Consider the following 21505-nt stretch of genomic DNA (forward strand, 5'->3'; position numbering starts at 1 on the left):
CCGCGAAAGCGCACAATTGAAACTCTTTTTTAACCTTAACAAAACGGTGAGGTGAACAACCCCGGTCGCTTTGGCACGCAACCTGCACCCATCCACATGTCGCTATTGAAAATGCCCGCACCTGTCCGCCTATGAGACAGGCCCGGGCCGAAAGTAAGGAGCCAAGAGGCATGAGACATGATGGTTCGGTGACATTGTTCCAATATTGGAACAGGTTGCGTGGCAATCGTCCGGCCCCCAGGCGTACGGAAGTGGAACCTGCAGAGATCAAATCCCTGCTGGCTGACACGTTTATTCTTGAGAAGGATGCGCGGGGTGAAGCTATCTTCCGCCTCGCCGGCACCCGTTTGTGTGCCACTTTTGGAAAAGAACTAAAGGGGCTTTCCTTCGCTTCCTTGTGGACCGGCCGTGACCAGACGGTGGTGGGAAAACTCGCCCGCAGTGTCTTTGACATGAAATCCGTTGTCATTCTTACCTTCGAGGGAAAGAACGGGGCGGGCGACAAGGCATCTTTCGAGCTTTTGTTGCTGCCACTGGAAGGTGGAATGGAAAGTCCCCGCGCCATGGGGTCCCTCCTGGCTTGTGAAAAACCCTTCTGGCTGGGTGCAGAAATCCTCGTCGACTGCGAAGTAACGTCGCTGCGCCTCATCGATGCCGATCGGGAACCGGTTCTTTTGAAAAATCGACCCGCGGTCGAGGTGCCCCCGCTGGTACCTGAAAAGCGCTCTATCACTGACAGCCTGATTGAACCCGGACAGGGCCGGCGCTTCCGTCATTTGGTGGTTTTTGACGGAGGCCGCAACGCATAGTTGCCTCTTACCGCTTGTTAACCGCTTGGGCGTAACATCGCGCTGCCAATTTAGGGCAGCAAGAACCGCCAGAGCGAAGAGCGCATACCACCATGTCAGCGGCGATAAACCGGTCCAATCTGGACGATGAGCGACGCAGTTTTCAACGCGTGAAAGTGTCGATCTATGGCCGCTTTATGCTGGAGGACCGTAGCGAGCACGCCTGCCGGGTGACCGACATGTCGCCGGGTGATGTCTGCCTTATCGCCCAACGGTCCGGACGCCAGGGCGAGCGCGTTATTGCCTATCTCGATCATGTCGGTCGCATCGAAGGTGAAATTATCCGTGTCAATCGTGACGGTTTCGCCATGACGGTGGTCGCGTCGGAACGCAAGCGCGACAAGCTTGCCGCCCAGCTCACCTGGTTGGCCAACAAACACGAACTGGATCTGCCTGAAGATCGCCGCCACGAGCGCATCGCACCACGCAATCCGATCAGCGTCCTGCGTCTGCCGGACGGTCGTGAATACCGCTGCCGCATTATCGATCTTTCGCTCTCCGGCGCTGCAATTGAGAGCGAAGTCAGGCCCGAACGTGGAACGCAGGTTCATATCGGCACAATGCGTGGTCAGGTGGTCCGCCACTTCGACGACGGCGTCGCCATCGAATTCGCCAGCATACAGGACCGTCAGGCCCTTGAAGCCGAATTCTCATTGCCGGCGGATGCCTGAGTTTGATGCCGCGCCGAGCCGTGCAGTCAAGTCATCGAATATTCCGACCATGACATCTCCGGCCTCTCGGGCACACGGTTTATTGTAAGCCGCCCGCACAAATGAGGGAAAGCCGTTAAGGCTCTCTACAGCCGCAAAGGCATGCATTCGGCCACAAAATCGCTGCTGAACGCCCCTCCCCGGTACCCTTAAGGGACACACCGGTGCAGCCATGGCCGCATCTGCCCCGTATCCCAAGACAGCCCCCCCATCTCTCGCGCAGTTACCGCGCCCCTTCGCCGCCGTAGCTTTAATGAAGAAGACCGCGTTAGCGCGGGCACTCCAGTTAGCGTTCGAAATGCCCTTTGAATTCCGTAAAATTTTATATGAATTTGAATCAAATAAAAATCAAAATACATTCAAGTTTTATTCTTATTAAACCCAAATACAAATCGAATTTAGCGCGATTTATACTATGCAATTTTGCCTGGAATAAATTCCCCTCTGTCATTGTCACCTCAAACGGGGAGACAAGAAAATGGGGACTTCAAAAAGCGCACGGCTTATCGCCGCAGCCGCGGTGGTGATCGGAACGCTCAGCACGAGCGCGTTCGCCACACCCAACTTCATGAAGGTTGGCGGGCTCACCAGTCAGCCGATCGGACACTATGAACTTTGCCAGCGCGAAGCTGACGAATGCCGCCAGACGACAGCGCGCCCGCGGCCGGTGCAGCTCACACGGAAGCTCTGGCAGACGATGATCGATGTCAACAATGCGGTGAACTCGACGGTTCTGCCGCGCACCGACATGGAGATGTGGGGCATAGAAGAATACTGGTCCTACCCGCAAGCCTATGGGGACTGCGAGGACTATGTTCTGGAAAAGCGCCGGCGCCTCATTCGTGCTGGTGTCCCTGCCGGCAATCTTCTGATTACGGTTGTGCGTCAGCCCAATGGTGACGGACATGCGGTGCTGACAGTCGTCACCAGCATGGGAGACTATATTCTGGACAATCTGGAAGCGCGTGTTTCAGTTTGGACCGATACGGACTACACCTATCTGAAACGCCAGTCGGCGTCTCATTCCGGCAAGTGGGTCTCCATCAATGATGGACGTTCCATGGCTGTCGGCAGCGTTGCCTCGAGCCGCTGACACACTCCATACTCATGGGCGCGATGGACGGGATGCGCCCATGACAGACTGACATCCAACGGGCCTTCCTGCGTTTCTGACTTCCGCGCAGGTGGGTCCGTTTTGGGACACCCGGTCGAGTCCCCACCTCCCCGTCCCCAACGACCGGGTTCAGGAGCCGGCCCACCCCATGGGTCGGCTCCGCTTTTTTGTCGGCGCCTCAGACTGGCTTCATCCCTTCCAGAAAACGGCGACCATTTTCCACATAATGAGCCGATGACCATTGAAGGCCTCGCACAGCCTCGTCATCGAGCTCCCTCACCACTCTCGCCGGCGAACCCACGACTAGCGAATTGTCTGGAATCTTCTTGTTCTCAGTCACGAGTGCTCCCGCGCCCACCAGGCAGTTTCTACCGATTTCAGCTCCATTGAGAACAATGGCCCCCATGCCGACCAGGCTGTTTTCGCCAATTCTGCAGCCATGCAGTATCGCCCGGTGACCAATCGTACAGCCAGGTCCAATGGTGAGCGGGAAGCCGATATCCGTGTGCAGAACCGAATGTTCCTGAATGTTGGTGTTCTCCCCGATCTCAATGGGCTCGTTGTCGCCACGCAGCACCGCACCGAACCAGATGCCAGCGTTGCGGCCAAGGCGCACCCGGCCGATGACCGACGCATCCGGCGCAATCCAGTTGGTTTCCCTATCCTCGAAAATCGGGCTTTCACCCGCCAGCGCGTAAATCGGCATAATTCACTCCAGTTCGATGAGTTCGCACTTTGCAACATCCCACCGCAAAGCAGAATACCGCCATCGGATAAATCCCCGGCTGCAACCCAGAGGGTATCCCTGAACCTGCTTTTACACTCCCTTTACCATGTCCATCCAAGGCTCCATTAATATTCAGAGGCTTGATGCTGATTCTTTCCGGTGCGGAAGACATGTGTGAGGGCACGATACTGGCGACCGGCGAAAACACAGGAGATCCCCGAGCAGTGATGGATTCACGCAGGAACCGTTTTGCGTTCCGCGTTTTCCAGTTCTGCCTGCTTCTCCTGGTCCTGTCTCTCGGCATCCTCGGCTTCGGACACTGGTATGGAGCTTCTCTTTCCGATGCTGGGCACACCGCTTCGGAACGCCTCCGCGAAATCGTGATCCGGAACAACGTACTAACAGTCCCCGAAAACGCGATACGCTTCAAAAGCGCGCGGATGGACGGTGTGACGCTACGTCTTGACCTATATCTGTCCTGGCCCGAACTCGAAGGATATACATCCGACCGGCGGGACGACTTCAATCATGTCGATGGCTCCCGCAATATCATATTCCTCACATTCGAAGAGCAGGTCATGTCTCGAGACATGAGCAGTCGACTGGAACCTGTCTACCGCCAGATAATCGAAGCCCGCTCAATTGCCGGGCCCGGCAATGTCCGCTTCCATCGTTTCAAGAAGGAATCGGGTTACACGGGGGAGGTTCTTGCAATAGCGGAGGCCAACGATGCAGCACAGCCTTTCGTGGCCCGCTGCTTGACGGGAGCTGCCGCAAAAGAGGCTCTTGCACCCTGCGAACGCGATATCAATCTCGGGAATCGACTAAGCCTGACCTATCGCTTCCCGGCTTCGCTTCTCGGTGAATGGCAGGTTCTCGACCGGACCATAAGGCGGAAAGCGTCGCGCCTCCTCAACACATCTGATTGATACCGAAACTTCCTCTGGAGCCTGCAGCAAAAAGGCCCACACGCCAGAGCGTGCAGGCCGTTTGAGGATTTATGCTCGCTGGCAGATATCACAGATCGATATCAAGAATGGCCATTGAGAAATTGTAGGAAAGCTCTCCCTCATCCTCATCCTTGAAGATGATTCCGAGAAACTCGTCTCCAAGATAGAGTTCGCAGGAATCGTCCTTGCGCGGACGCGCCTTCACGCTCAACGCAGGATTGTTGAAGGTGCGTTTGAAATACGCTTCCAGCTTTCTGATTTCCTCGGGATTCAAGAAACATCTCCAGTGCATTGCGCAACGCAGATACGAACATCGAGTGAGACGCTCCGATGCGCGGCTTCAAATTTCGTGCAGTGCCGCCATCAAACCCACTGGTAGTCCACTGGGCGGGCCGGCGGCAATGCTGCGGTCGGGCGCTTCTGACATGAGCCCGGCGCCACTGTAAACCCTGAAACCGGAATTTCAGCCGGAAAGCCCCTGCGGGTCAACAGCCATCCTCCCCGTGCCAGCAAAGCCAACGCCCGCCATCCGAGATACACGCACTGATATGACAGTCCGTCCAGAGGCAGTGAACTTCCTGTCAGTCACCGCCGTGGACTATCTGATCCATGGAGCGGGAGGGTTCGCTGCAGCCGGATTCGCCGACCACTTTGGCGGGAACGCCCGCGACCGTCTTTGCGGAAGGCACATCGTTCAAAACCACGGACCCTGCCGCAACGCGTGCACAATGGCCAACTTCGATATTTCCAAGGATCTTCGCCCCGGCGCCAATCAGAACGCCACGGCGAATTTTCGGATGCCTGTCGCCAGTTTCCTTGCCGGTGCCACCGAGCGTTACCGCATGCAGCAGAGAAACGTCGTCCTCAACCACGGCCGTCTCACCGATCACGATCCCTGTCGCATGGTCAATGAAAATTCCTTTCCCCATGCGAGCAGCCGGATTGATGTCGGTCTGAAACACGGCCGAAGAACGGCTCTGCAGGTATAGGGCGAAATCCCGGCGTCCTTCATTCCACAGCCAATGAGCCAGGCGGTGAGTCTGGATCGCATGAAACCCCTTGAAATATAACACCGGCATCAAGAACCGATCGCAGGCCGGATCCCGGTCGTAATACGCCTGAATATCGACACGCACACTCGTGCGCCACTCAGGCCTTGCATCCAACATGGCGTGGAATGTCTGGCGGATCAGGTCCGCGCCCATATCCGGGTGGTCAAGCCGCTCGGCCACCCTGTGTATGACCGCGTTCTCGAGATCATCGTGGTTTAGGATCGTCGCGTAGAGAAACGCTGCAAGAAGCGGATCATTGGCAACCGCAGCTTCAGCCTCCTCGCGCACTGCATACCAGATCGGGTCCACAGGCTGCGGTGTGCTTTTCCCGGAACTGCGTTGGCGAATAGCATTATATGCATTCATTGGATTTCTCCACCCGGAGCACCACACGTCTCTACCATCGTGCCTAGGTCGCTCCATCTCAAATTTTTTCCGCATCCGAGCGGTCGTCGCTTGGCGTCACCCGCCAGCAAAGCTCACAAAAAGGCACAAGCTTGCCTTGCACGCAAACATACGTCAGAAGCCGGGGTAGTTGAACCGCAAAAATCCGTGAGCATAGATACAGGAAAATTGATGCATGACCGTGCCAGCGCATCCCAGTGAGCCAGCCCTGCGTGTTTCCTGCACCGAGGGTGTCGCCACGGTCCTTCTCTCCCGCCCTGGAAAGATGAATGCCGTCTCACAGGCGATGTGGCACGATCTGGTCAAGGCGATTGAAGAGCTTGAGACCGATGAAACGGTACGCGTCATCATTTTGCGGGGTGCAGGCGATAATTTCTGCGCAGGAGCCGACATCGCGGAATTCGACACTGTGCGCCGGAACGCGGAAACGGCGCGGGCGTATGAGAACCTGAATGCGCGAGCATTCGCCGCCATCCGCAACACGCGCCTGCCGACCATTGCGGCGATCTCCGGTGTCTGTTTTGGTGGTGGCTTCGGTCTGGCCGCTGCGTGCGACCTGCGCATTTCAACACCCGATGCGCTCTTTGCAATTCCCGCAGCACGCCTCGGCCTCGCCTATCCGGTTGAGGCGATGGGAGACATTGTGGCAACCACTGGAGCACAGATGGCGCGCTACCTCACATTCACCGGCGCACGGATCGACGCCGCGCGGGCAAGGGAATGCGGGTTTCTTCTCGAGATCGTTCCCACGGACGTTCTCGTCAGCAGAGCTGATGAGATAGCGGCAATGCTCGCGGTCAACGCTCCATTGTCCATTCACGCCTCCAAGGCTTCCATCGCCGCGGCCCTGACCTCCCGCGCAGAGGACTTCTCGCGTGCCCAGGGACTGGGTGATATCACCTTTGAAAGTGCGGATTACGCGGAGGGGCGCTCGGCATTTCGCGAACGCCGCCCAGCACGTTTTAAGGGTCGTTGAGCGATCAGGCGGCCTGGTCGCGGCCCAGAAACTTCAGAATCTCGGCTGCAAACACATCATTTCGATCACCCGCAACCATATGGCCGGCGCCGCCGACATCCACATAGGATGCAGCGGGAGCAAGCGTCACAAACTCCCGGGCATGAGCCTCCTGCACCAGCTCAGAGCGCATTCCGCGGACAAGAAGAACAGGAAGCTGCAGTTGCGGCAGACCCGCAATGAGTTCCTGCATCAGCGCTTCGGCACCTGAATTGATATTCGCCGCACCCTTGATAAAGGCTGGATCCCAGTGCCAGCGATAGCGGCCGTCTTCATCCTGACGCAGGTTCTTGCGCAAACCTTCCAGCGAGCGGCGGGGAGCGCGATGCGGAAGATAGGCTGCTATGGCGTCAGCCGCTTCTTCGAGGGATGCAAACCCCTCTTCCATCCGCTCTCCCATGAAACCCTGAATTTTGCTCACGCCAGCCGGATCGAGACGCGGTGTGATATCGACCAGAACCAGCGCGTCCAGCAAGGGACCATCGCGCATTTCAGCCGTCAGGGAGGCCAGCCCTCCAAGCGATGCTCCGACGGCTGCCGGCTGCGTGTGAAACTGCTCCTGGACCTGTCGAAAGATCGCAGCTGCATCCGCGCCATAATGGTGAAAGCCGTAATTCCCGCTATCCACCCAGGCGCTTTCACCGTGACCGCGCTGATCGACCGCTATCGCGCGCATGCCACGGCCGGCCACATCCCGCGCCGTGGCATCCCATGCACGGCGGGTCTGGCCGCCACCGTGCAAAAAAACCACAGGCTGGCCGCCACCATCCCAGATGTCGCCGGTCAAACGATTGTTTTCTGCACCGATAAATGAAATCGCTCTACGTTCGATCAAGAGGGTGCTCCTCCAGAAATGCCAGCGCACGCGCCTTGAATGTGCGGTCCCCCACTGCCAGCATATGGTCCCGTCTCTCAATGGCAAACGCGATGCCATTGGGCAACAGATCCGCCAGACCTTGGGGCGAACCGGCGATGTCATCGCGGGTACCCACGGCAATGAGCGTTGGTGCTGTGATCCTGCCCGCATCCTGGGGGGTCAAAAGTTCACGCGAGGTTGCGATGCAGGCGGCAAGCGCCTCACGATCGCTTTTCGTCTGGTCGGCAAACCTGCGAAACATCTGACCGCGCTCGGATTGGATGCTGGCTGGATCGCGAGCCAATAGCGCTTCGGCAATCTCGTCCCACTCTCCGACGCCCTCAGTCATCCCCAGTCCCAGTCCCCCCAGGATCAAAGTGGCAACCTTTTCCGGGTGCCCCAGAGCGAGGAACGCGGAAATGCGGGCTCCCATTGAATAGCCCATCACATGGGCCTTCGACACATTGAGATGCTCAAGCAGCGCCGCAGCGTCACCAGCCATTTTTGCAGGGGTATAATCGTCCCGGTCATGGCTCTTGGTCGAGCTCCCGTGGCCGCGGTTGTCGAGTGCGATCACGCGGAAGCCGGCATCACGCAGGGTTTTCACCCAGCCGGGTACCACCCAGTTCACATAATGCGTGGAAGCAAAACCATGTATCAGAAGAATTGGGTCGCCCTGTCCTTCATCTATGAAGAAGAGGTCGAACCCGTCATGTGTGAAAGACTGCATATCCAGGAAAACGCCATTGATGCCTATTGTGCGCCGGCAGTCTCAATCCGCGGATGGCGCAGACGATCACCGACCTCGATACCCACCTTCTGCGCGGTTCCGGCCAGCAGTTCAAGGACGAATTGGGATTCCACGTCGGGCGATATGGACGCCGTGGAGAACGGAATCCCGGGCGCGATTGCCCGGACCTCTCCATCCGCGCCTATGAAAAGCAGGTCAAGCGCCAGCGGTGTGTTCTGCATCCAAAACCCTTGTCTGCTTTCCGTCGGGAATACGAAAAGCATGCCACGGTCGGAAGGCATGGACTGCCGGAACATCAACCCGCGCTGGCGCTCCAGCGGCTCATCAGCAATCTCGATACTGAAAGTAACCTCGCCAGCCGATGTCAAAACTACCAATGGGTCTGGATCGACTGGCAATCGCATTGCAGAGTTCTGGGCAACACCACTATTGAGTGCGACTATCAGAAAAAGCAGCGTGAGACCGGACGAACGAACGTAAAGTGGCAAGCGTGAAAGGAAACTCGGCATTCTCGGCACTCTCCAGAGCGCGCCTTGCAAGCGCTAGTGCGTGGGTGGAGGCGTACCGTTGTCCGGATAAATCTCGGCGACCATAAGGCCTTTTTCGCCACGGCCGAAGCGAACAATAACCACTTGCCCGGGCCTTAGTTCTGTCAGTCCGTAACGGCGCAGGGTCTCCATGTGGACAAAGATGTCCTCAGTGCCCTCGCCCCGCGTCAGGAAACCAAACCCCTTCGTGCGGTTGAACCATTTGACAAGCGCCCGCTCCAACCCGCTTTCCGCAACCACCGAAACATGGGTTCGCGGAGCCTGATCCTCGCTGGGATGCGTCGCCGTCGAAAGGTCAATGGAAACGACCTTGAAAGCCTGGAGCCCCTTGTCGCCCTGGCGGGCAAGACATTCTATCCTCGCCCCCTCCAGCGCAGCCTGGAACCCATCCTTGCGCAGGCAAGTTACGTGAAGTAGCACATCACCATGCTCTTCATCGTCAGGGAGGATAAAGCCATAGCCTTTCGCCACGTCGAACCATTTAATGGCCCCGGAGATCTCTACGAGTTCCCCGGCTTCCGCGGCGTCATCCGCCTTGGGCGCCTTATCGCCAGCCTCGTACCTCTTGGTTGTCGAGGACTTGTCGTCCATCCCATCAAGCCTTTTCTCAAGTCCGCCCGACTCACTGTGTGTTTCAAAGATAGCATTGGCGCTTTGTGGCATAGCAAGACCCAGTTTCTGATTTTCAACAGCAGGTGAAATCAGCTGGATTTGAGAGATTTCGGCGAAACGGCACAACCGGTTAACGTGCAACATTGCCGAATAGAACGGGTAGACCCTCCGTACCGTATACGTAAACCAGCAAGCGAGAGACAAGATGCGTTATCTGCACACCATGGTCCGTGTAAAAGACATTGATGAATCGCTCGATTTCTATTGTAACAAACTCGGATTGACTGAAGTTCGCCGCTCGGAGAATGAAAAAGGGCGCTATACCCTCGTTTTCCTCGCCGCGCCTGCGGATCAATCGCGCGCCAGGGAGGACCAGGCGCCGCTTGTCGAGCTCACCTACAACTGGGATCCGGAGAATTATGAGGGCGGCCGAAATTTCGGGCACCTGGCCTATGAAGTAGATGACATTTACGCTTTGTGCGACCGGTTGATGAAGGCAGGCGTCACCATAAACCGCCCCCCTCGCGACGGTCGCATGGCATTTGTTCGTTCGCCCGACGGGATCTCCATTGAACTTCTTCAGAAGGGTGGCGCGAAGGAACCGGCCGAACCCTGGGCCTCCATGGAAAACACCGGCAGCTGGTAAAATCTGCAAACGCGCCGTGCGTCATATGGGACGCACGGCGTATTTGCCTGCCGATGACACCATGCTAACAGCATTGGAGCCGTTGATTGATCGCCTTTGGGGGGAGACAAGCATGAAAGAGGTTCTTCTCGAGCTGGAACGTAGGCGTGCAGCCGCGCGCGAAGGTGGTGGCCAGCGGCGCGTTGATGCCCAGCACGCCAAAGGCAAGTTGACGGCACGAGAACGCATCGAGATCTTCCTCGACGAGGGATCGTTCGAAGAATTCGACATGTTTGTCGAGCATAGATCCACCGATTTCGGCATGGAAAAAACACGTATATCCGGCGACGGTGTCGTGACGGGCTGGGGCACAGTCAATGGCCGCACAGTTTTCGTTTTCGCCAAGGATTTCACAGTGTTCGGCGGCTCTCTTTCCGAGGCGCATGCGGAGAAGGTGGTGAAGGTCCAGGAGATGGCGCTCAAGAACCGCGCGCCCATCATCGGATTTTACGATGCCGGCGGTGCCCGCATCCAGGAAGGCGTGGCGGCGCTCGGCGGCTACGCCGAAATTTTTCAGCGCAATGTCCTCGCATCCGGCGTCATTCCCCAGATTTCGGTCATCATGGGGCCGTGTGCCGGTGGCGATGTCTACTCCCCCGCGATGACCGACTTCATCTTCATGGTTCGCGACACGTCCTACATGTTTGTCACTGGACCGGACGTGGTCAAAACCGTGACCAACGAAACCGTGACAGCGGAAGAACTCGGCGGAGCATCTGTCCACACGGTCAAATCTTCAATAGCTGACGGTGCCTATGACAACGACGTTGAAGCGCTTCTGCAGATGCGTCGCCTGATCGACTTTCTGCCAACCTCGAACACGGGGGAGCTACCTGAGGTGGAGTGCTTCCAGTCCGTGTCCGACCCCGACTATTCCCTGGACCGGCTGGTCCCGGACAATGCCAACAAACCCTACGACATTCGCGAATTGATCCTGAAATCCTGCGACGAGGCGGATTTCTTCGAAATACAGGCGTCTTTCGCCAAGAACATCGTCACCGGTTTCGGTCGCGTTGAAGGACGCACGGTTGGTTTCGTTGCCAACCAACCTATGGTGCTGGCGGGTGTTCTGGATTCCGACGCATCCAGAAAAGCCGCCCGTTTCGTCCGCTTCTGCGATTGCTTTAACATTCCGATAATCACCTATGTGGATGTGCCCGGTTTTCTACCCGGCACCGCGCAGGAGTATGGCGGTCTGATCAAGCACGGCGCGAAGCTGCTTTTTGCCTATGCAGAAGCAACCGTCCCGAAGATCACCCTTATCACCCGCAAGGCGTTCGGGGGTGCCTACGACGTGATGGCCTCCAAGCATCTTCGCGGAGACATCAACTACGCCTGGCCTTCGGCCCAGATTGCCGTGATGGGCGCCAAAGGTGCTGTGGAAATCATCTTCCGCAAGGACATCGATGATCCCGAAAAGATCGCCGCACACACCAAAATGTACGAAGACCGCTTCCTTTCACCCTTCGTGGCAGCCGAACGCGGCTATGTGGACGAGGTGATCATGCCTCATTCCACACGGATGCGCATCGCGCGCGCACTAAGGATGCTGCGCAACAAGGACCTCAAAAACCCCTGGAAAAAGCACGACAACATCCCGCTTTGAGGTCTTGTCCTGCGCCCGGTCTCACAGTCTGTCAGAAGCTGCGCGGCGGCACGAACAGGCAGATGGTGCGACCATCCTTCTTGCCCGCGACGGAGCACCAGTGAAACACCCCGTCAGGCGAATTGCGCACACGCTTGTCCGTATAGGGCAGAACTTCACCTGTCACCTTGATCACATAGCCTTCAGGTCTCTCTTCGATGGCTGCGTTCGAGACCTGCTGACAATCGCGGTCGGAGCAACAGGCATAGGGATATCGCCACCCGCTCGGCGCCTCATGCGCTACAGCCACGGTCCAGGATGAAGTTAAAACCCCCAACAGGAAAGCACCACTGCAAGCCAGTTGTCGCGTGGAAAAGCCAGAGTAGACCATACTCATCTCCTCGAGACTCCTCCCGCAAACAGTCTCCACCCCATCCGTTAACGAAACTTTAACCATCAGTTTCGCAATTGCCTCAAAGCTGAAGAATGGCAACGGTAGAGATCGTTCGACCGCAGCGCGGCGGCGATTGAGGCAAGTTTGACGCCGGCGGTCGTTGACAATTCCGGTTTGCCGGTGTGGTCTGCCGATCAAACGCCGCGAACCGGTGACCGACACACTCAGGAAACGATCCCATGCCGAAAACCGATATCGCGCGCCGCGTCTACAATCACGCATGGAAGCTCGATCCGATTTGCCGCAGCCTTCTCGACACGGACTTTTACAAGCTTCTGATGCTGCAGATGATCTGGGGCCTTTATCCGAACGTGGATGCCACATTCTCCCTCATCAATCGAAACAAATCCGTTCTCCTGGCGGATGAGATCGATGAAGGAGAGCTGCGCGAGCAACTGGACCACGCGCGCGCTATCCGTTTCTCCAAAAAGGAAATGATCTGGCTCGCCGGCAACACGTTTTACGGTCGCAAGCAGATCTTTCAGCCAGAGTTCCTCAACTGGCTCGCAGATTTCCGTTTACCCGAGTACGAGCTCACCCGTCGTGGTGGTCAATACGAGCTGCATTTCCATGGCAAGTGGATGGAAACCACCATGTGGGAAATTCCGGCCCTGGCCATTATCAACGAGTTACGGTCGCGCGCTGCCATGCGCTCACTCGGTCCATTTGCGCTCGACGTTCTGTATGCACGCGCCAAGGCGAAGGTATGGGCGAAGGTCGAGCGCCTCAAGAAGCTGCCCGAGCTCAAGATTTCCGATTTCGGCACAAGGCGGCGGCACTCCTTCCTGTGGCAGCGCTGGTGTGTGGAAGCTCTCAAGGAAGGCATCGGAGATTCGTTCACCGGCACCTCGAATGTGCTCCTTGCCATGGACACTGACTTGGAAGCGCTTGGCACCAACGCTCACGAACTCCCGATGGTGCTGGCTGCCCTGGCCAAAACCGATGCGGAGCTGTTGCAGGCCCCCTATCGGGTACTCGAAGACTGGCAAAGCTATTACGGCGGCAATCTGTTGATCGTGCTTCCCGACGCATTCGGCACGGAAACGTTTCTGCGCAACGCGCCACCATGGGTGGCGGACTGGACTGGCTTCCGCCCCGACAGCGCTCCTCCCATTGAGGGTGGAGAACGCATCATGGAATTCTGGCGCAAGCACGGAAAAGATCCCCGCGACAAACTGCTGATCTTTTCAGACGGCCTCGACGTGGACACGATCGAGAACACCTACCGGCACTTCGAAGGCGAAGTACGCATGGCTTTCGGCTGGGGCACGAATCTCACCAATGATTTCGAAAATTGCGCACCAACGGAAGTCGACGGTCTGAAAGCGATTTCAGTCGTCTGCAAGGTTAGCCGCGCAAACGGCCAACCGGCGGTCAAACTATCCGACAATCCGGAAAAGGCCACCGGCGACCCCGCAGAAATCGAGCGCTACATAAGACTGTTTGGAGCGCAAAACCGCGTCCGACGCAGAGTCTCAGTCTGAGACCCCAACCCACCAGGCCGCGCAAGCGCTGCTTTGCGGCCTCACCGATCAGGTTTCCTCCAGCATTTCCTTCACAACAGTCGCAAGCTGTTTCAGAGAGAATGGCTTGGGCAGGAAGCCAAACTGCGCGTCCTCGGGCAAGTTCTTGGCAAATGCGTCCTCGGCATATCCCGACACAAAGATGAACTTGATGTCGGGTTGCACCTTGCGCAGTTCACCAAGCAGCGTCGGCCCGTCCATTTCAGGCATCACAACGTCGGAAACGACAATATCGATCTTCCCGTCCAGTTCCTCGAATATCTCAAGCGCCTCAACGCCCGAACTCGCCTCGTGCACCTCATAGCCGCGCGAAGAAAGAGCGCGCACACTGCCCATACGCACGGCATCCTCGTCCTCCACCAGAAGCACGCGCGCTGAACCAGAGAGATCACGTTTCTCTTCTCTGGCCTTTGCTGCATCATTTCCACGAACGGCAGCCTCCTCGGCTGTTTTCTCGGCTTCGGTCGGAACATGACGTGGCAGGAATATACGGAACGTCGTGCCTTCACCCAGCTCGGAATCGCAGAAAATGTAGCCACCGGTCTGTTTGACGATGCCATACACCATGGAAAGACCAAGGCCGGTTCCCTTGCCCACCTCCTTGGTCGTGAAGAACGGCTCAAAGATTTTCTTGATGGTTTCGGGATCAATGCCGGTGCCCGTGTCACTCACCTCCACGGCCACATAATCGGCAGCGATCATCTCGCGATAAGGGAATTGGGCACACTCTTCAGCCGAGATGTTACGGGTGCGGACTGCGAGCTTGCCACCGTCCGGCATGGCATCACGAGCATTCACCGTCAAATTAACGACAACCTGTTCAAACTGGCCGATATCCGCCTTCACCGGCCAGAGATCACGCCCATGCTCGATGGACAGGGAAATCTCGCTGCCGACAAGGCGCGCAAGCAGCATTCTCAGATCCGCGAGCACGTCCGTGAGGTTCAGCACTTCCGGACGCAGGGTCTGCCTTCGCGAGAACGCAAGAAGTTGCCGCACGAGCGAAGCCGCGCGATTGGCATTCTGCTTGATGTTCATGATGTCCGGGAAGGAGGGATCGGATGGACGGTGATTGGTCAGCAACAGGTCCGAAGCCATGATGATGGCTGTAAGGACATTGTTGAAATCGTGAGCGATGCCGCCGGCGAGCTGTCCCACTGCCTGCATCTTTTGGCTCTGCGCCATCTGGGCCTCGAGGGCCTTCTGCTCCGTGGTCTCGACGGCGTACACGATTGCGGCTTCCTCAGCGCCTTCGCCGCCTTCGTGATCGACCACAGGATTGACGTAGAAGCGAACGTGACGCTCGGCATCATCCGGCAGCATCGTGTCGATTGGCGCGATTTCTGCCTGGCGCTGCTTCGCCCTTTCGAGTGCTACGGCAAAAGCCTCACGATCATTCTCATGGATAACGGCATCGAGCCGGATATGCCGTTCCACAGCATCGCTGTCCACGACACGCGAGAACAGCGAAAGGAATGGCGCGTTGGTGCGCAGGATTCGTCCTTCATGATCCACGGATGCGATCGCCATCGGTGTGGAATTGAAGAAACGGGTGAAACGCACTTCCGAAGCCCGAAGGTCCGCGGATGCGTCTTCGCCCAGCTGGCGATTTAAAACGATCGTCCTGGTGGCACCTGGAGTTCCCTCGCGGCTGGCAGTTACGCGATGCATGAACCGCACTGGAAGCACCTCGCCATCCACGGTCGACAGGTCGAGATCGATCACGGCATTGCGTGCGGTTCCAGGGTCGGCCTTCACCGCATTGATCAGCGCCATGCCATCGCCCGCAACGATCTGTGGCAAACGCACCGCACCCGGTACAAAGTTGGCGAGGTCAATGCCCAGCCACTCCGCAAGCGTGGCGTTGATATAAGTCACCCGCCCATCCGGATCGGCAGAGAAAAAACCAGCCGGCGCATGATCCAGATGATCAATCGCCTTTTGAAGATCGAGGAAAAAGCGTTCCTGTTCGGCACGCTCTTCCGAAATATCCGCGATTTGCCACGCCGACACAGGCTGGCGATAGCCTGGCAGCTTGAAAATACGCGCCCATGTCCTGTACCAGCGCGCGCCCAATGCACCGCCGGGACGGATGGAACGAGAGAGGCGGAACTCTCCATCGCCTGAACGTCCATCACGCAGCCCCGCCGAGAGCTTCTCCACCACCGACGCTGCTTCCGGGTTATCCGCCAGCAGCGCGTCGACGGTCTTGACATCGGCCACCGATGTCGCTCCCGTCATTTGTGCATAAGCATTATTCGCGTAAAGGATGCGGCCCTTGGTGTCCGCAACCACAAGGCCCTCCTCCATGGAATCAACAAAGGCCCTGGAGAGTTCACTGCCTGCCGAACGCGGGGCGACCTGCACGAAGCCAATAGCCGTCGCGAACAGGAAACCCACACCTATCATTGCCAAAATGCCGAGAAGACCAAGCAGGAACGGCTCGCCGAGGCGCTCGCGGAACACGGAAAAAGCGACCGCGGAAAGCGTCAGAATAAAAATGAAAATGATCAGACGCGTAATGGCACCTGGTCGAGAGCTTTGGTCTACGATCGGTGCTGCGTGGATTTCTCCCCCGGTCTGCTTGGCCATGCGTTTCCCGTTTGTCGCGCCCAATTCCCGCCGGGCTCCACGCGAACCCGGCCTCACCGGGATATATCAGGGCTCCCGGCATCTGCAAGCGTACACGTGTAATCGAAACGCAAATCGCCATTCTTTGCGCGAATTTTGCTGCTGAAAACCATGGTACCGTGCAGCGGCAGCTCTCCCATGGGTTGCCGCCTACCTGCGGGACGCATAACCTGACGGATCAAATTGAGAGTGGAGTGAACGAATGCGCGATTGGCTTGTGGGAATATTTGGAGAGGCTTACGCAACCGCGGCCTTCTGGACGATCATTCTCGTTGCCGTCGCGATTGTTCTTCTCGTTTTTGTACGGGTCAATCGTCGTTTTACTGCCGGAACCTTCATTTCTGGTACACGGGGCAGGCAGCCACGTCTGGCAGTAACGGACGCCACTCCTGTGGACAATAACAGGCGCCTTGTCCTGGTGCGCCGCGACGAGGTCGAACATCTTATTCTCATAGGCGGACCGACCGATCTGGTGATTGAAGCCAATATCGGAGGAACGCCTTCTGCTCAATCTGAGCCCAGTGTCCATACCCGCGAAGAGCGACCGTCACCGGCGGAACCGGAACCTTTGATCGTCGGTGAACCGGACAGCGAGGGAGATACGACCTCCTCCGCGCCCTCTTCGGGAGAAAAAGAAACGCCGGAGCCCGAGCGCAGGCCTGCAACGCCGCACCGTGAGATCCAGATAGCCAGCCGGCCGACACCAGCGTCCGCTCCGGCCCCAACCCCAGTACCCGCCCCGCGTCGATACCCGGCAGAGGGGGCGCAGCCTCTCCGTGAATCTGTCACATCGATCTCTGCACGGCCCGCCGTTGCTGCAACGTCGGCTGGTACTCTGGCCGCGGTAACGCCCTCCGCCCCAAAGCGCGAGCCAGCAGCCGATCATTTGAGTGAACGCCCGCAAACACAGGACGAGGTGCAAGCGCCCCGCACCAGTGACGCCCCTGTTGTCGACCTCGATGTTTCACGCGCGGAGCGTTCCAGCCCTCAGGAGAGCGCCAGCGAGCACACACTCGAAGATGAAATGAGCAGGCTGCTCGAAGAGCTTTCGGAGCAAAAGCACTGACGATTGGCGACAGCCCTTTTCGGGCACCTCCCATTCGAGCGCATTCCAGGCAAGAAAAAAGCGCCAACCCGGAGGGTGGCGCGTACAAACAAGACAAACTTCCGTCCAAGCCTGTAACAAAAATCAATCGTCGCGATAGACTTTCTCACGACGTTCATGACGTTCCTGTGCCTCGATCGACAACGTGGCGATCGGGCGCGCATCGAGACGTTTCAGTGAAATTGGTTCACCCGTCTCCTCGCAATACCCGTAAGTCCCCTCCTCGATCCGCTGCAGGGCGGCATCGATCTTGGAGATCAGCTTGCGCTGACGGTCACGCGCTCGCAATTCGATTGCACGATCCGTTTCGGACGACGCTCGGTCTGCGAGGTCCGGGTGGTTTGCACTTTCCTGTTGCAGTGCCTCGAGGGTCTCACGCGCTTCTTTCAGAATATCGCTTTTCCAACGCAACAATTTCGCACGGAAATATGAACGTTGGCGCTCATTCATGAAGGGCTCGTCCTCGGTGGGCACGTATTCGGCATTACTGAGCTCATTCATCGAGTCACCCTGAGATGTTGTGACGCCCGCGCCTATATATTCACCCGCCCCCACAACCACAAGCACAAAGGCCGCATGCTTCACGCTTTTGTTAATTGCGGCGGAAAAAGTGGATATCTCCTACTCCAGATGCGCGATGCGTATAAACTCCCGATAAGGCTGGAAGGAGTTCTACGGAGAGTGAAATGACAGAAAAACTTCCCATTCTCGGCTTGATCTGGAGTGTATCAGGCACGTTTCCTCCAGTTTTTTCCGGATTTCTTTAATGTCCCGGCTCCTCCTGCTCCGTCACGCGAAAGCCGGCTGGGCGGCGCCCGGCATGTCGGATTTCGAGCGCGCTTTGACCCATTCGGGACAGACTGACGCCAGAAAACTCGGTCAGCGCATGCGCACCAGCGGATTGATTCCCGATCTGGTTTTGTGTTCGCCGGCAAGGCGTGCCGTCGAAACCCTGGAGTCCGTCGTCTCAACGCTCTTCGAGCAACCGCCCAAAACGAATATGATCCGGGAATTGTACAATTCCGACGCAGCCGATTACCTCCAGGCCGTGCGCGAAGCTCCGGCGGCCAGCACACTGTTGGTGGTAGGGCACAATCCGATGATGGAGGATCTTGCATTCGAACTTCCTGCCGCGGGGGATCAACAGGCCATGCAGGCAACGGCTTCCGGCTTTCCCACTTGCGGCCTCGCGGTGATCAGCTTCGAGGGCCCGCTTTCCAAGGTGCGACGGAATGGCGGGCGCCTCGAAGCCTTCCTGAAACCGGATCGTTGAGGGAACGCTCTTCAATCACGGCTTCGGGTTCCTATATGCAAGGTCTTGCGATTTTTGAGGATTTCGCCATTTGGCTTCATTGACCACATACACAGACGAAGCGCGGATTGCTCTCGACACGCTCGCCGGTCGCGCTGCCGGTCTCGTTTCGCCCTCGCTTAGAATTGGGGTCACCGGGCTTTCGCGCGCAGGCAAGACCGTGTTCATCACCGCATTCGTGCACAATCTGCTGCATGGCGGTCGCCTGCCCCTCTTCGAAGCACAAAGCTCGGGTCGGATTTCAAAAGCCTATCTCGAACATCAGCCCGACGATGCCGTACCTCGTTTTCAATATGAAGATCACATTGCCGCGCTTGTTGAAAACCGCGTCTGGCCAGAATCCACGCGCGCCATCTCCGAACTCCGCCTGACCGTGGAGTTTGAGTCCGCATCGGCATGGAATCGACTGCTGTCGCGCGGAAAATTGTCCTTCGATATCGTTGATTATCCTGGAGAATGGCTTCTCGATCTCCCCCTCCTGTTGAAGGATTACGAGACTTTCAGCCGTGAGGCGCTGGAGATGGCAGTCCTGCCTGTACGAGCCGATCTCTCGGAGGAGTGGCGTGGCCAGACGCGCGATTGCGACCCGGACCAACCAGCCGATGAAATGACGGCACGTAGACTCTTCGAGGCTTTCTCATCCTATCTGCGTGCCTGCAAATCCGATCACCGTGCACTCTCGACACTGCCGCCCGGCCGGTTTTTGATGCCTGGCGAGCTTGAAGGTTCTCCAGCCCTGACTTTTGCTCCTCTCAACGTCCAGCCTGGCACAAAGGCCAGGTCCGGTTCACTCCACGCCATGATGGAGCGACGTTACGAGGCCTACAAAACGCATGTAGTTCGCCCATTCTTCCGCGAGCACATCGCCCGGCTCGACCGCCAGATCGTTCTGATCGACGCAATGCAGGCCATGAACGCCGGAGCTGAGGCGGTGACCGACCTCGAACGGGCACTGACGGAGATCCTTTCGTGCTTTCGTCAGGGGCGTGGAAATCTTCTGACCGGGCTGTTTTCCCATCGCATTGACCGGATACTCGTCGCTGCGACCAAGGCGGATCATATTCATCATGAGAGCCATGACCGGTTGCAGGCGATCGTGCGAAGGCTCGCCGACCGCGCCATTGCCAGGGCCGATTTCTCCGGCGCCACGGTGGACGTCCTCGCAATGGCAGCCGTACGGGCCACACGCGAAGGAACTGTGAGACAAGGCAGGGAAACACTGCCTGTCATTATCGGAACACCTCTCGAGGGTGAGACCATCGCCGGCGACACATTCGACGGCGAAACGGAAACGGCTGTTTTTCCGGGCGACCTGCCCGAAAAGCCCGGCCTGATCTTTCAACAGCCGAAACCGGATCAAGACAGCAGCAGCCCCGCTCCAGAACAATCGCTTCGTTTTGTGCGGTTCCGTCCACCGCGGCTGGAACGGACGGCAGAAGGCATTACCCTTTCACTACCGCATATCAGACTTGACCGGGCCCTTCAGTTTCTCGTCGGAGACCATCTTGCATGAAGAGAGCGCCCGCTTCATTTCGCATCGATCCACCGAAATCCGCCAATCCCGAAAAGCCGGCGACCAAACGGAAACCCCGGTCAATCGAGCCGGGCAAGGCGGTAGCGGTGGTCGCCGAAAGCGACGATTTCTTTGCCTGCCCGGACCCGGCATTCACTGACCCACCACCCGTCCCGCCTCGCCGCCGATCCCTCCTCGGGCGTGTGTTCTTCGCAGCATTCGGAATTCTCATTTCGCTGGCGATCGGCCTTTGGACCGACCGGTTGATCCGAGATCTTTTCAACCGTGCCGACTGGCTTGGCTGGCTGGCGCTGGGCGTGGCCGCGATCGCTTTGGCTGCCTTCGTGGCAATCATCGTTCGGGAGGTGCTCGGCATCATGCGGCTCGCTTCCATCGAAGCCCTGCGTCGGGATGCGACGGATGCGATCCTTCGAAATGACGCCAGAGAAGCCCGGAAAACGGTGGAACATCTCGTGGGTCTTCTTGCGCAAAAACCCGAGACGGCGGCCGGACGCAAGACTCTCCACGGTCTGAACGATGATGTGATCGACGGCGCGGACCTGCTCGCAGTTGCCGAGAAGGAACTCCTTGCCCCCCTCGATGCGTTGGCGCGCACGCAAGTTTTGAATGCTGCCAAGCGGGTTTCGGTGGTAACAGCCGTCTCCCCCCGTGCACTTGTTGATATCGTCTATGTGCTTTTCGAGGCCGCGCGGCTGACGCGACGCATCGCCGACCTCTACGGCGCGCGGCCCGGATTTCTAGGATTCATGCGTCTCGTGCGCAGCATTCTCGCACATCTTGCAATCACCGGCTCCATGGCTGCGGGTGAAACCCTTGTGCAGCAGGTCGTCGGCCACGGGCTCGCTGCGCGCCTGTCTGCAAAACTCGGCGAAGGCGTGGTCAATGGCATGATGACGGCGCGCATCGGCATTGCTGCAATGGATGCAGCCCGGCCGCTGCCCTTCAACGCCATTCCGCGGCCTGGTGTGGGAGATTTCCTAAAAGCGCTGACGAGTTTCACTGCAACCAAGAATGCGAGCAAAGACAGCGCGTAGGCGGAAACGACTCTTCCGCACACACGAGGCAGCCAGGTGAGTCTCAAAAGACAC

The 21505-nt window shown here is 57.8% G+C and carries 22 protein-coding genes; 12 read left to right on the forward strand and 10 right to left on the reverse strand.

The genetic code is table 11. The features are described from left to right. The first annotated feature begins 170 nt into the window (after positions 1-170). From HF949_RS12935 to HF949_RS12945, 3 genes are all read left to right on the forward strand, one after another. Positions 171-809, forward strand: coding sequence for a PAS domain-containing protein (locus tag HF949_RS12935; RefSeq protein WP_292895850.1), 639 nt, complete (start codon positions 171-173; stop codon positions 807-809). Between the two features lie 92 nt (positions 810-901). Next, a complete protein-coding gene (locus HF949_RS12940) occupies positions 902-1519 on the forward strand; it encodes a PilZ domain-containing protein (protein ID WP_292895852.1) in 618 nt (205 codons plus the stop codon). Positions 1520-2036: 517 nt separating this feature from the next. Continuing rightward, complete coding sequence (locus tag HF949_RS12945) at positions 2037-2651, forward strand: transglutaminase-like cysteine peptidase (RefSeq protein WP_292895854.1); 615 nt, start codon at positions 2037-2039, stop codon at positions 2649-2651. A 199-nt stretch (positions 2652-2850) separates the two neighbouring features. On the opposite strand, the gene HF949_RS12950 is transcribed toward HF949_RS12945, so the two are convergent. After that, positions 2851-3378 carry a gamma carbonic anhydrase family protein gene (locus HF949_RS12950; RefSeq protein WP_292895856.1) on the reverse strand — a complete coding sequence of 176 codons (528 nt, stop codon included), beginning with the start codon at positions 3376-3378 and terminating at the stop codon, positions 2851-2853. Between the two features lie 164 nt (positions 3379-3542). Between HF949_RS12950 and HF949_RS12955 the strand changes: the two genes are divergently transcribed. Next, entirely contained in the window at positions 3543-4328 is a 786-nt protein-coding gene (locus tag HF949_RS12955; RefSeq protein WP_292895858.1) for a hypothetical protein, read from the forward strand. A gap of 88 nt (positions 4329-4416) precedes the next feature. Here the strand turns inward: HF949_RS12955 and HF949_RS12960 are convergent, their stop codons facing one another. Together HF949_RS12960 and cysE are read right to left on the reverse strand one after the other, a co-directional pair. Then, positions 4417-4623, reverse strand: coding sequence for a DUF3126 family protein (locus HF949_RS12960; RefSeq protein ID WP_007008028.1), 207 nt, complete (start codon positions 4621-4623; stop codon positions 4417-4419). Positions 4624-4930: 307 nt separating this feature from the next. After that, positions 4931-5767 (reverse strand): serine O-acetyltransferase, encoded by an 837-nt coding sequence (gene cysE, locus HF949_RS12965; protein ID WP_292895862.1) that lies wholly within the window; start codon positions 5765-5767, stop codon positions 4931-4933. Between the two features lie 214 nt (positions 5768-5981). On the opposite strand from cysE, the gene HF949_RS12970 reads away from it, so the two are divergent. Beyond that, on the forward strand, positions 5982-6782 hold the full coding sequence (locus HF949_RS12970; RefSeq protein ID WP_292895864.1) for an enoyl-CoA hydratase/isomerase family protein: 801 nt from the start codon (positions 5982-5984) through the stop codon (positions 6780-6782). 4 nt (positions 6783-6786) lie between these two features. Here HF949_RS12970 and HF949_RS12975 read toward each other — a convergent pair whose 3' ends face one another. The 4 genes from HF949_RS12975 to HF949_RS12990 are packed head-to-tail and all read right to left on the reverse strand — an operon-like array spanning position 6787 to position 9567. Next, positions 6787-7656, reverse strand: coding sequence for an alpha/beta fold hydrolase (locus HF949_RS12975; RefSeq protein WP_292895866.1), 870 nt, complete (start codon positions 7654-7656; stop codon positions 6787-6789). Beyond that, the gene (locus HF949_RS12980; RefSeq protein ID WP_292895868.1) at positions 7643-8407 is read right to left on the reverse strand and encodes an alpha/beta fold hydrolase; all 765 of its coding nucleotides are present in this window, start codon (positions 8405-8407) and stop codon (positions 7643-7645) included. The genes HF949_RS12975 and HF949_RS12980 overlap by 14 nt, the downstream gene beginning before the upstream one ends. A 23-nt stretch (positions 8408-8430) precedes the next feature. Further along, entirely contained in the window at positions 8431-8937 is a 507-nt protein-coding gene (locus HF949_RS17625) for a DUF192 domain-containing protein (protein WP_366931265.1), read from the reverse strand. A gap of 33 nt (positions 8938-8970) precedes the next feature. Continuing rightward, positions 8971-9567: a cold-shock protein gene (locus HF949_RS12990; RefSeq protein ID WP_292895870.1), complete on the reverse strand. Its 597-nt coding sequence runs from the start codon at positions 9565-9567 to the stop codon at positions 8971-8973. A 226-nt stretch (positions 9568-9793) separates the two neighbouring features. On the opposite strand from HF949_RS12990, the gene gloA reads away from it, so the two are divergent. Continuing rightward, a complete protein-coding gene (gene gloA, locus HF949_RS12995) occupies positions 9794-10234 on the forward strand; it encodes a lactoylglutathione lyase (RefSeq protein ID WP_292895872.1) in 441 nt (146 codons plus the stop codon). A 112-nt stretch (positions 10235-10346) separates the two neighbouring features. Beyond that, a complete protein-coding gene (locus HF949_RS13000; RefSeq protein WP_292895874.1) occupies positions 10347-11879 on the forward strand; it encodes an acyl-CoA carboxylase subunit beta in 1533 nt (510 codons plus the stop codon). Between the two features lie 31 nt (positions 11880-11910). Here the strand turns inward: HF949_RS13000 and HF949_RS13005 are convergent, their stop codons facing one another. Beyond that, positions 11911-12249, reverse strand: coding sequence for a hypothetical protein (locus HF949_RS13005; protein WP_292900177.1), 339 nt, complete (start codon positions 12247-12249; stop codon positions 11911-11913). A gap of 242 nt (positions 12250-12491) precedes the next feature. Between HF949_RS13005 and pncB the strand changes: the two genes are divergently transcribed. Further along, positions 12492-13796 (forward strand): nicotinate phosphoribosyltransferase, encoded by a 1305-nt coding sequence (gene pncB, locus HF949_RS13010; RefSeq protein WP_292895876.1) that lies wholly within the window; start codon positions 12492-12494, stop codon positions 13794-13796. A 48-nt stretch (positions 13797-13844) separates the two neighbouring features. On the opposite strand, the gene cckA is transcribed toward pncB, so the two are convergent. Beyond that, on the reverse strand, positions 13845-16427 hold the full coding sequence (cckA, locus tag HF949_RS13015) for a cell cycle histidine kinase CckA (RefSeq protein WP_292895878.1): 2583 nt from the start codon (positions 16425-16427) through the stop codon (positions 13845-13847). A 241-nt stretch (positions 16428-16668) separates the two neighbouring features. Here cckA and HF949_RS13020 point away from each other — a divergent pair, with 241 nt between their 5' ends. Continuing rightward, positions 16669-17532 (forward strand): flagellar biosynthetic protein FliO, encoded by an 864-nt coding sequence (locus HF949_RS13020; protein ID WP_292895880.1) that lies wholly within the window; start codon positions 16669-16671, stop codon positions 17530-17532. Positions 17533-17655: 123 nt separating this feature from the next. On the opposite strand, the gene dksA is transcribed toward HF949_RS13020, so the two are convergent. Continuing rightward, positions 17656-18072, reverse strand: coding sequence for an RNA polymerase-binding protein DksA (dksA, locus tag HF949_RS13025; protein WP_223020818.1), 417 nt, complete (start codon positions 18070-18072; stop codon positions 17656-17658). A 265-nt stretch (positions 18073-18337) separates the two neighbouring features. On the opposite strand from dksA, the gene HF949_RS13030 reads away from it, so the two are divergent. From HF949_RS13030 to HF949_RS13040, 3 genes are all read left to right on the forward strand, one after another. Then, entirely contained in the window at positions 18338-18844 is a 507-nt protein-coding gene (locus tag HF949_RS13030; RefSeq protein ID WP_292895883.1) for a SixA phosphatase family protein, read from the forward strand. A gap of 70 nt (positions 18845-18914) precedes the next feature. Beyond that, on the forward strand, positions 18915-20396 hold the full coding sequence (locus tag HF949_RS13035) for a YcjX family protein (protein WP_292895885.1): 1482 nt from the start codon (positions 18915-18917) through the stop codon (positions 20394-20396). Further along, entirely contained in the window at positions 20393-21451 is a 1059-nt protein-coding gene (locus HF949_RS13040) for a YcjF family protein (protein WP_292895887.1), read from the forward strand. The genes HF949_RS13035 and HF949_RS13040 overlap by 4 nt, the downstream gene beginning before the upstream one ends. The last annotated feature ends 54 nt before the right edge of the window (positions 21452-21505 follow it).

It is taken from the genome of Nitratireductor sp. (assembly GCF_017794765.1).
Classification (GTDB): domain Bacteria; phylum Pseudomonadota; class Alphaproteobacteria; order Rhizobiales; family Rhizobiaceae; genus Nitratireductor.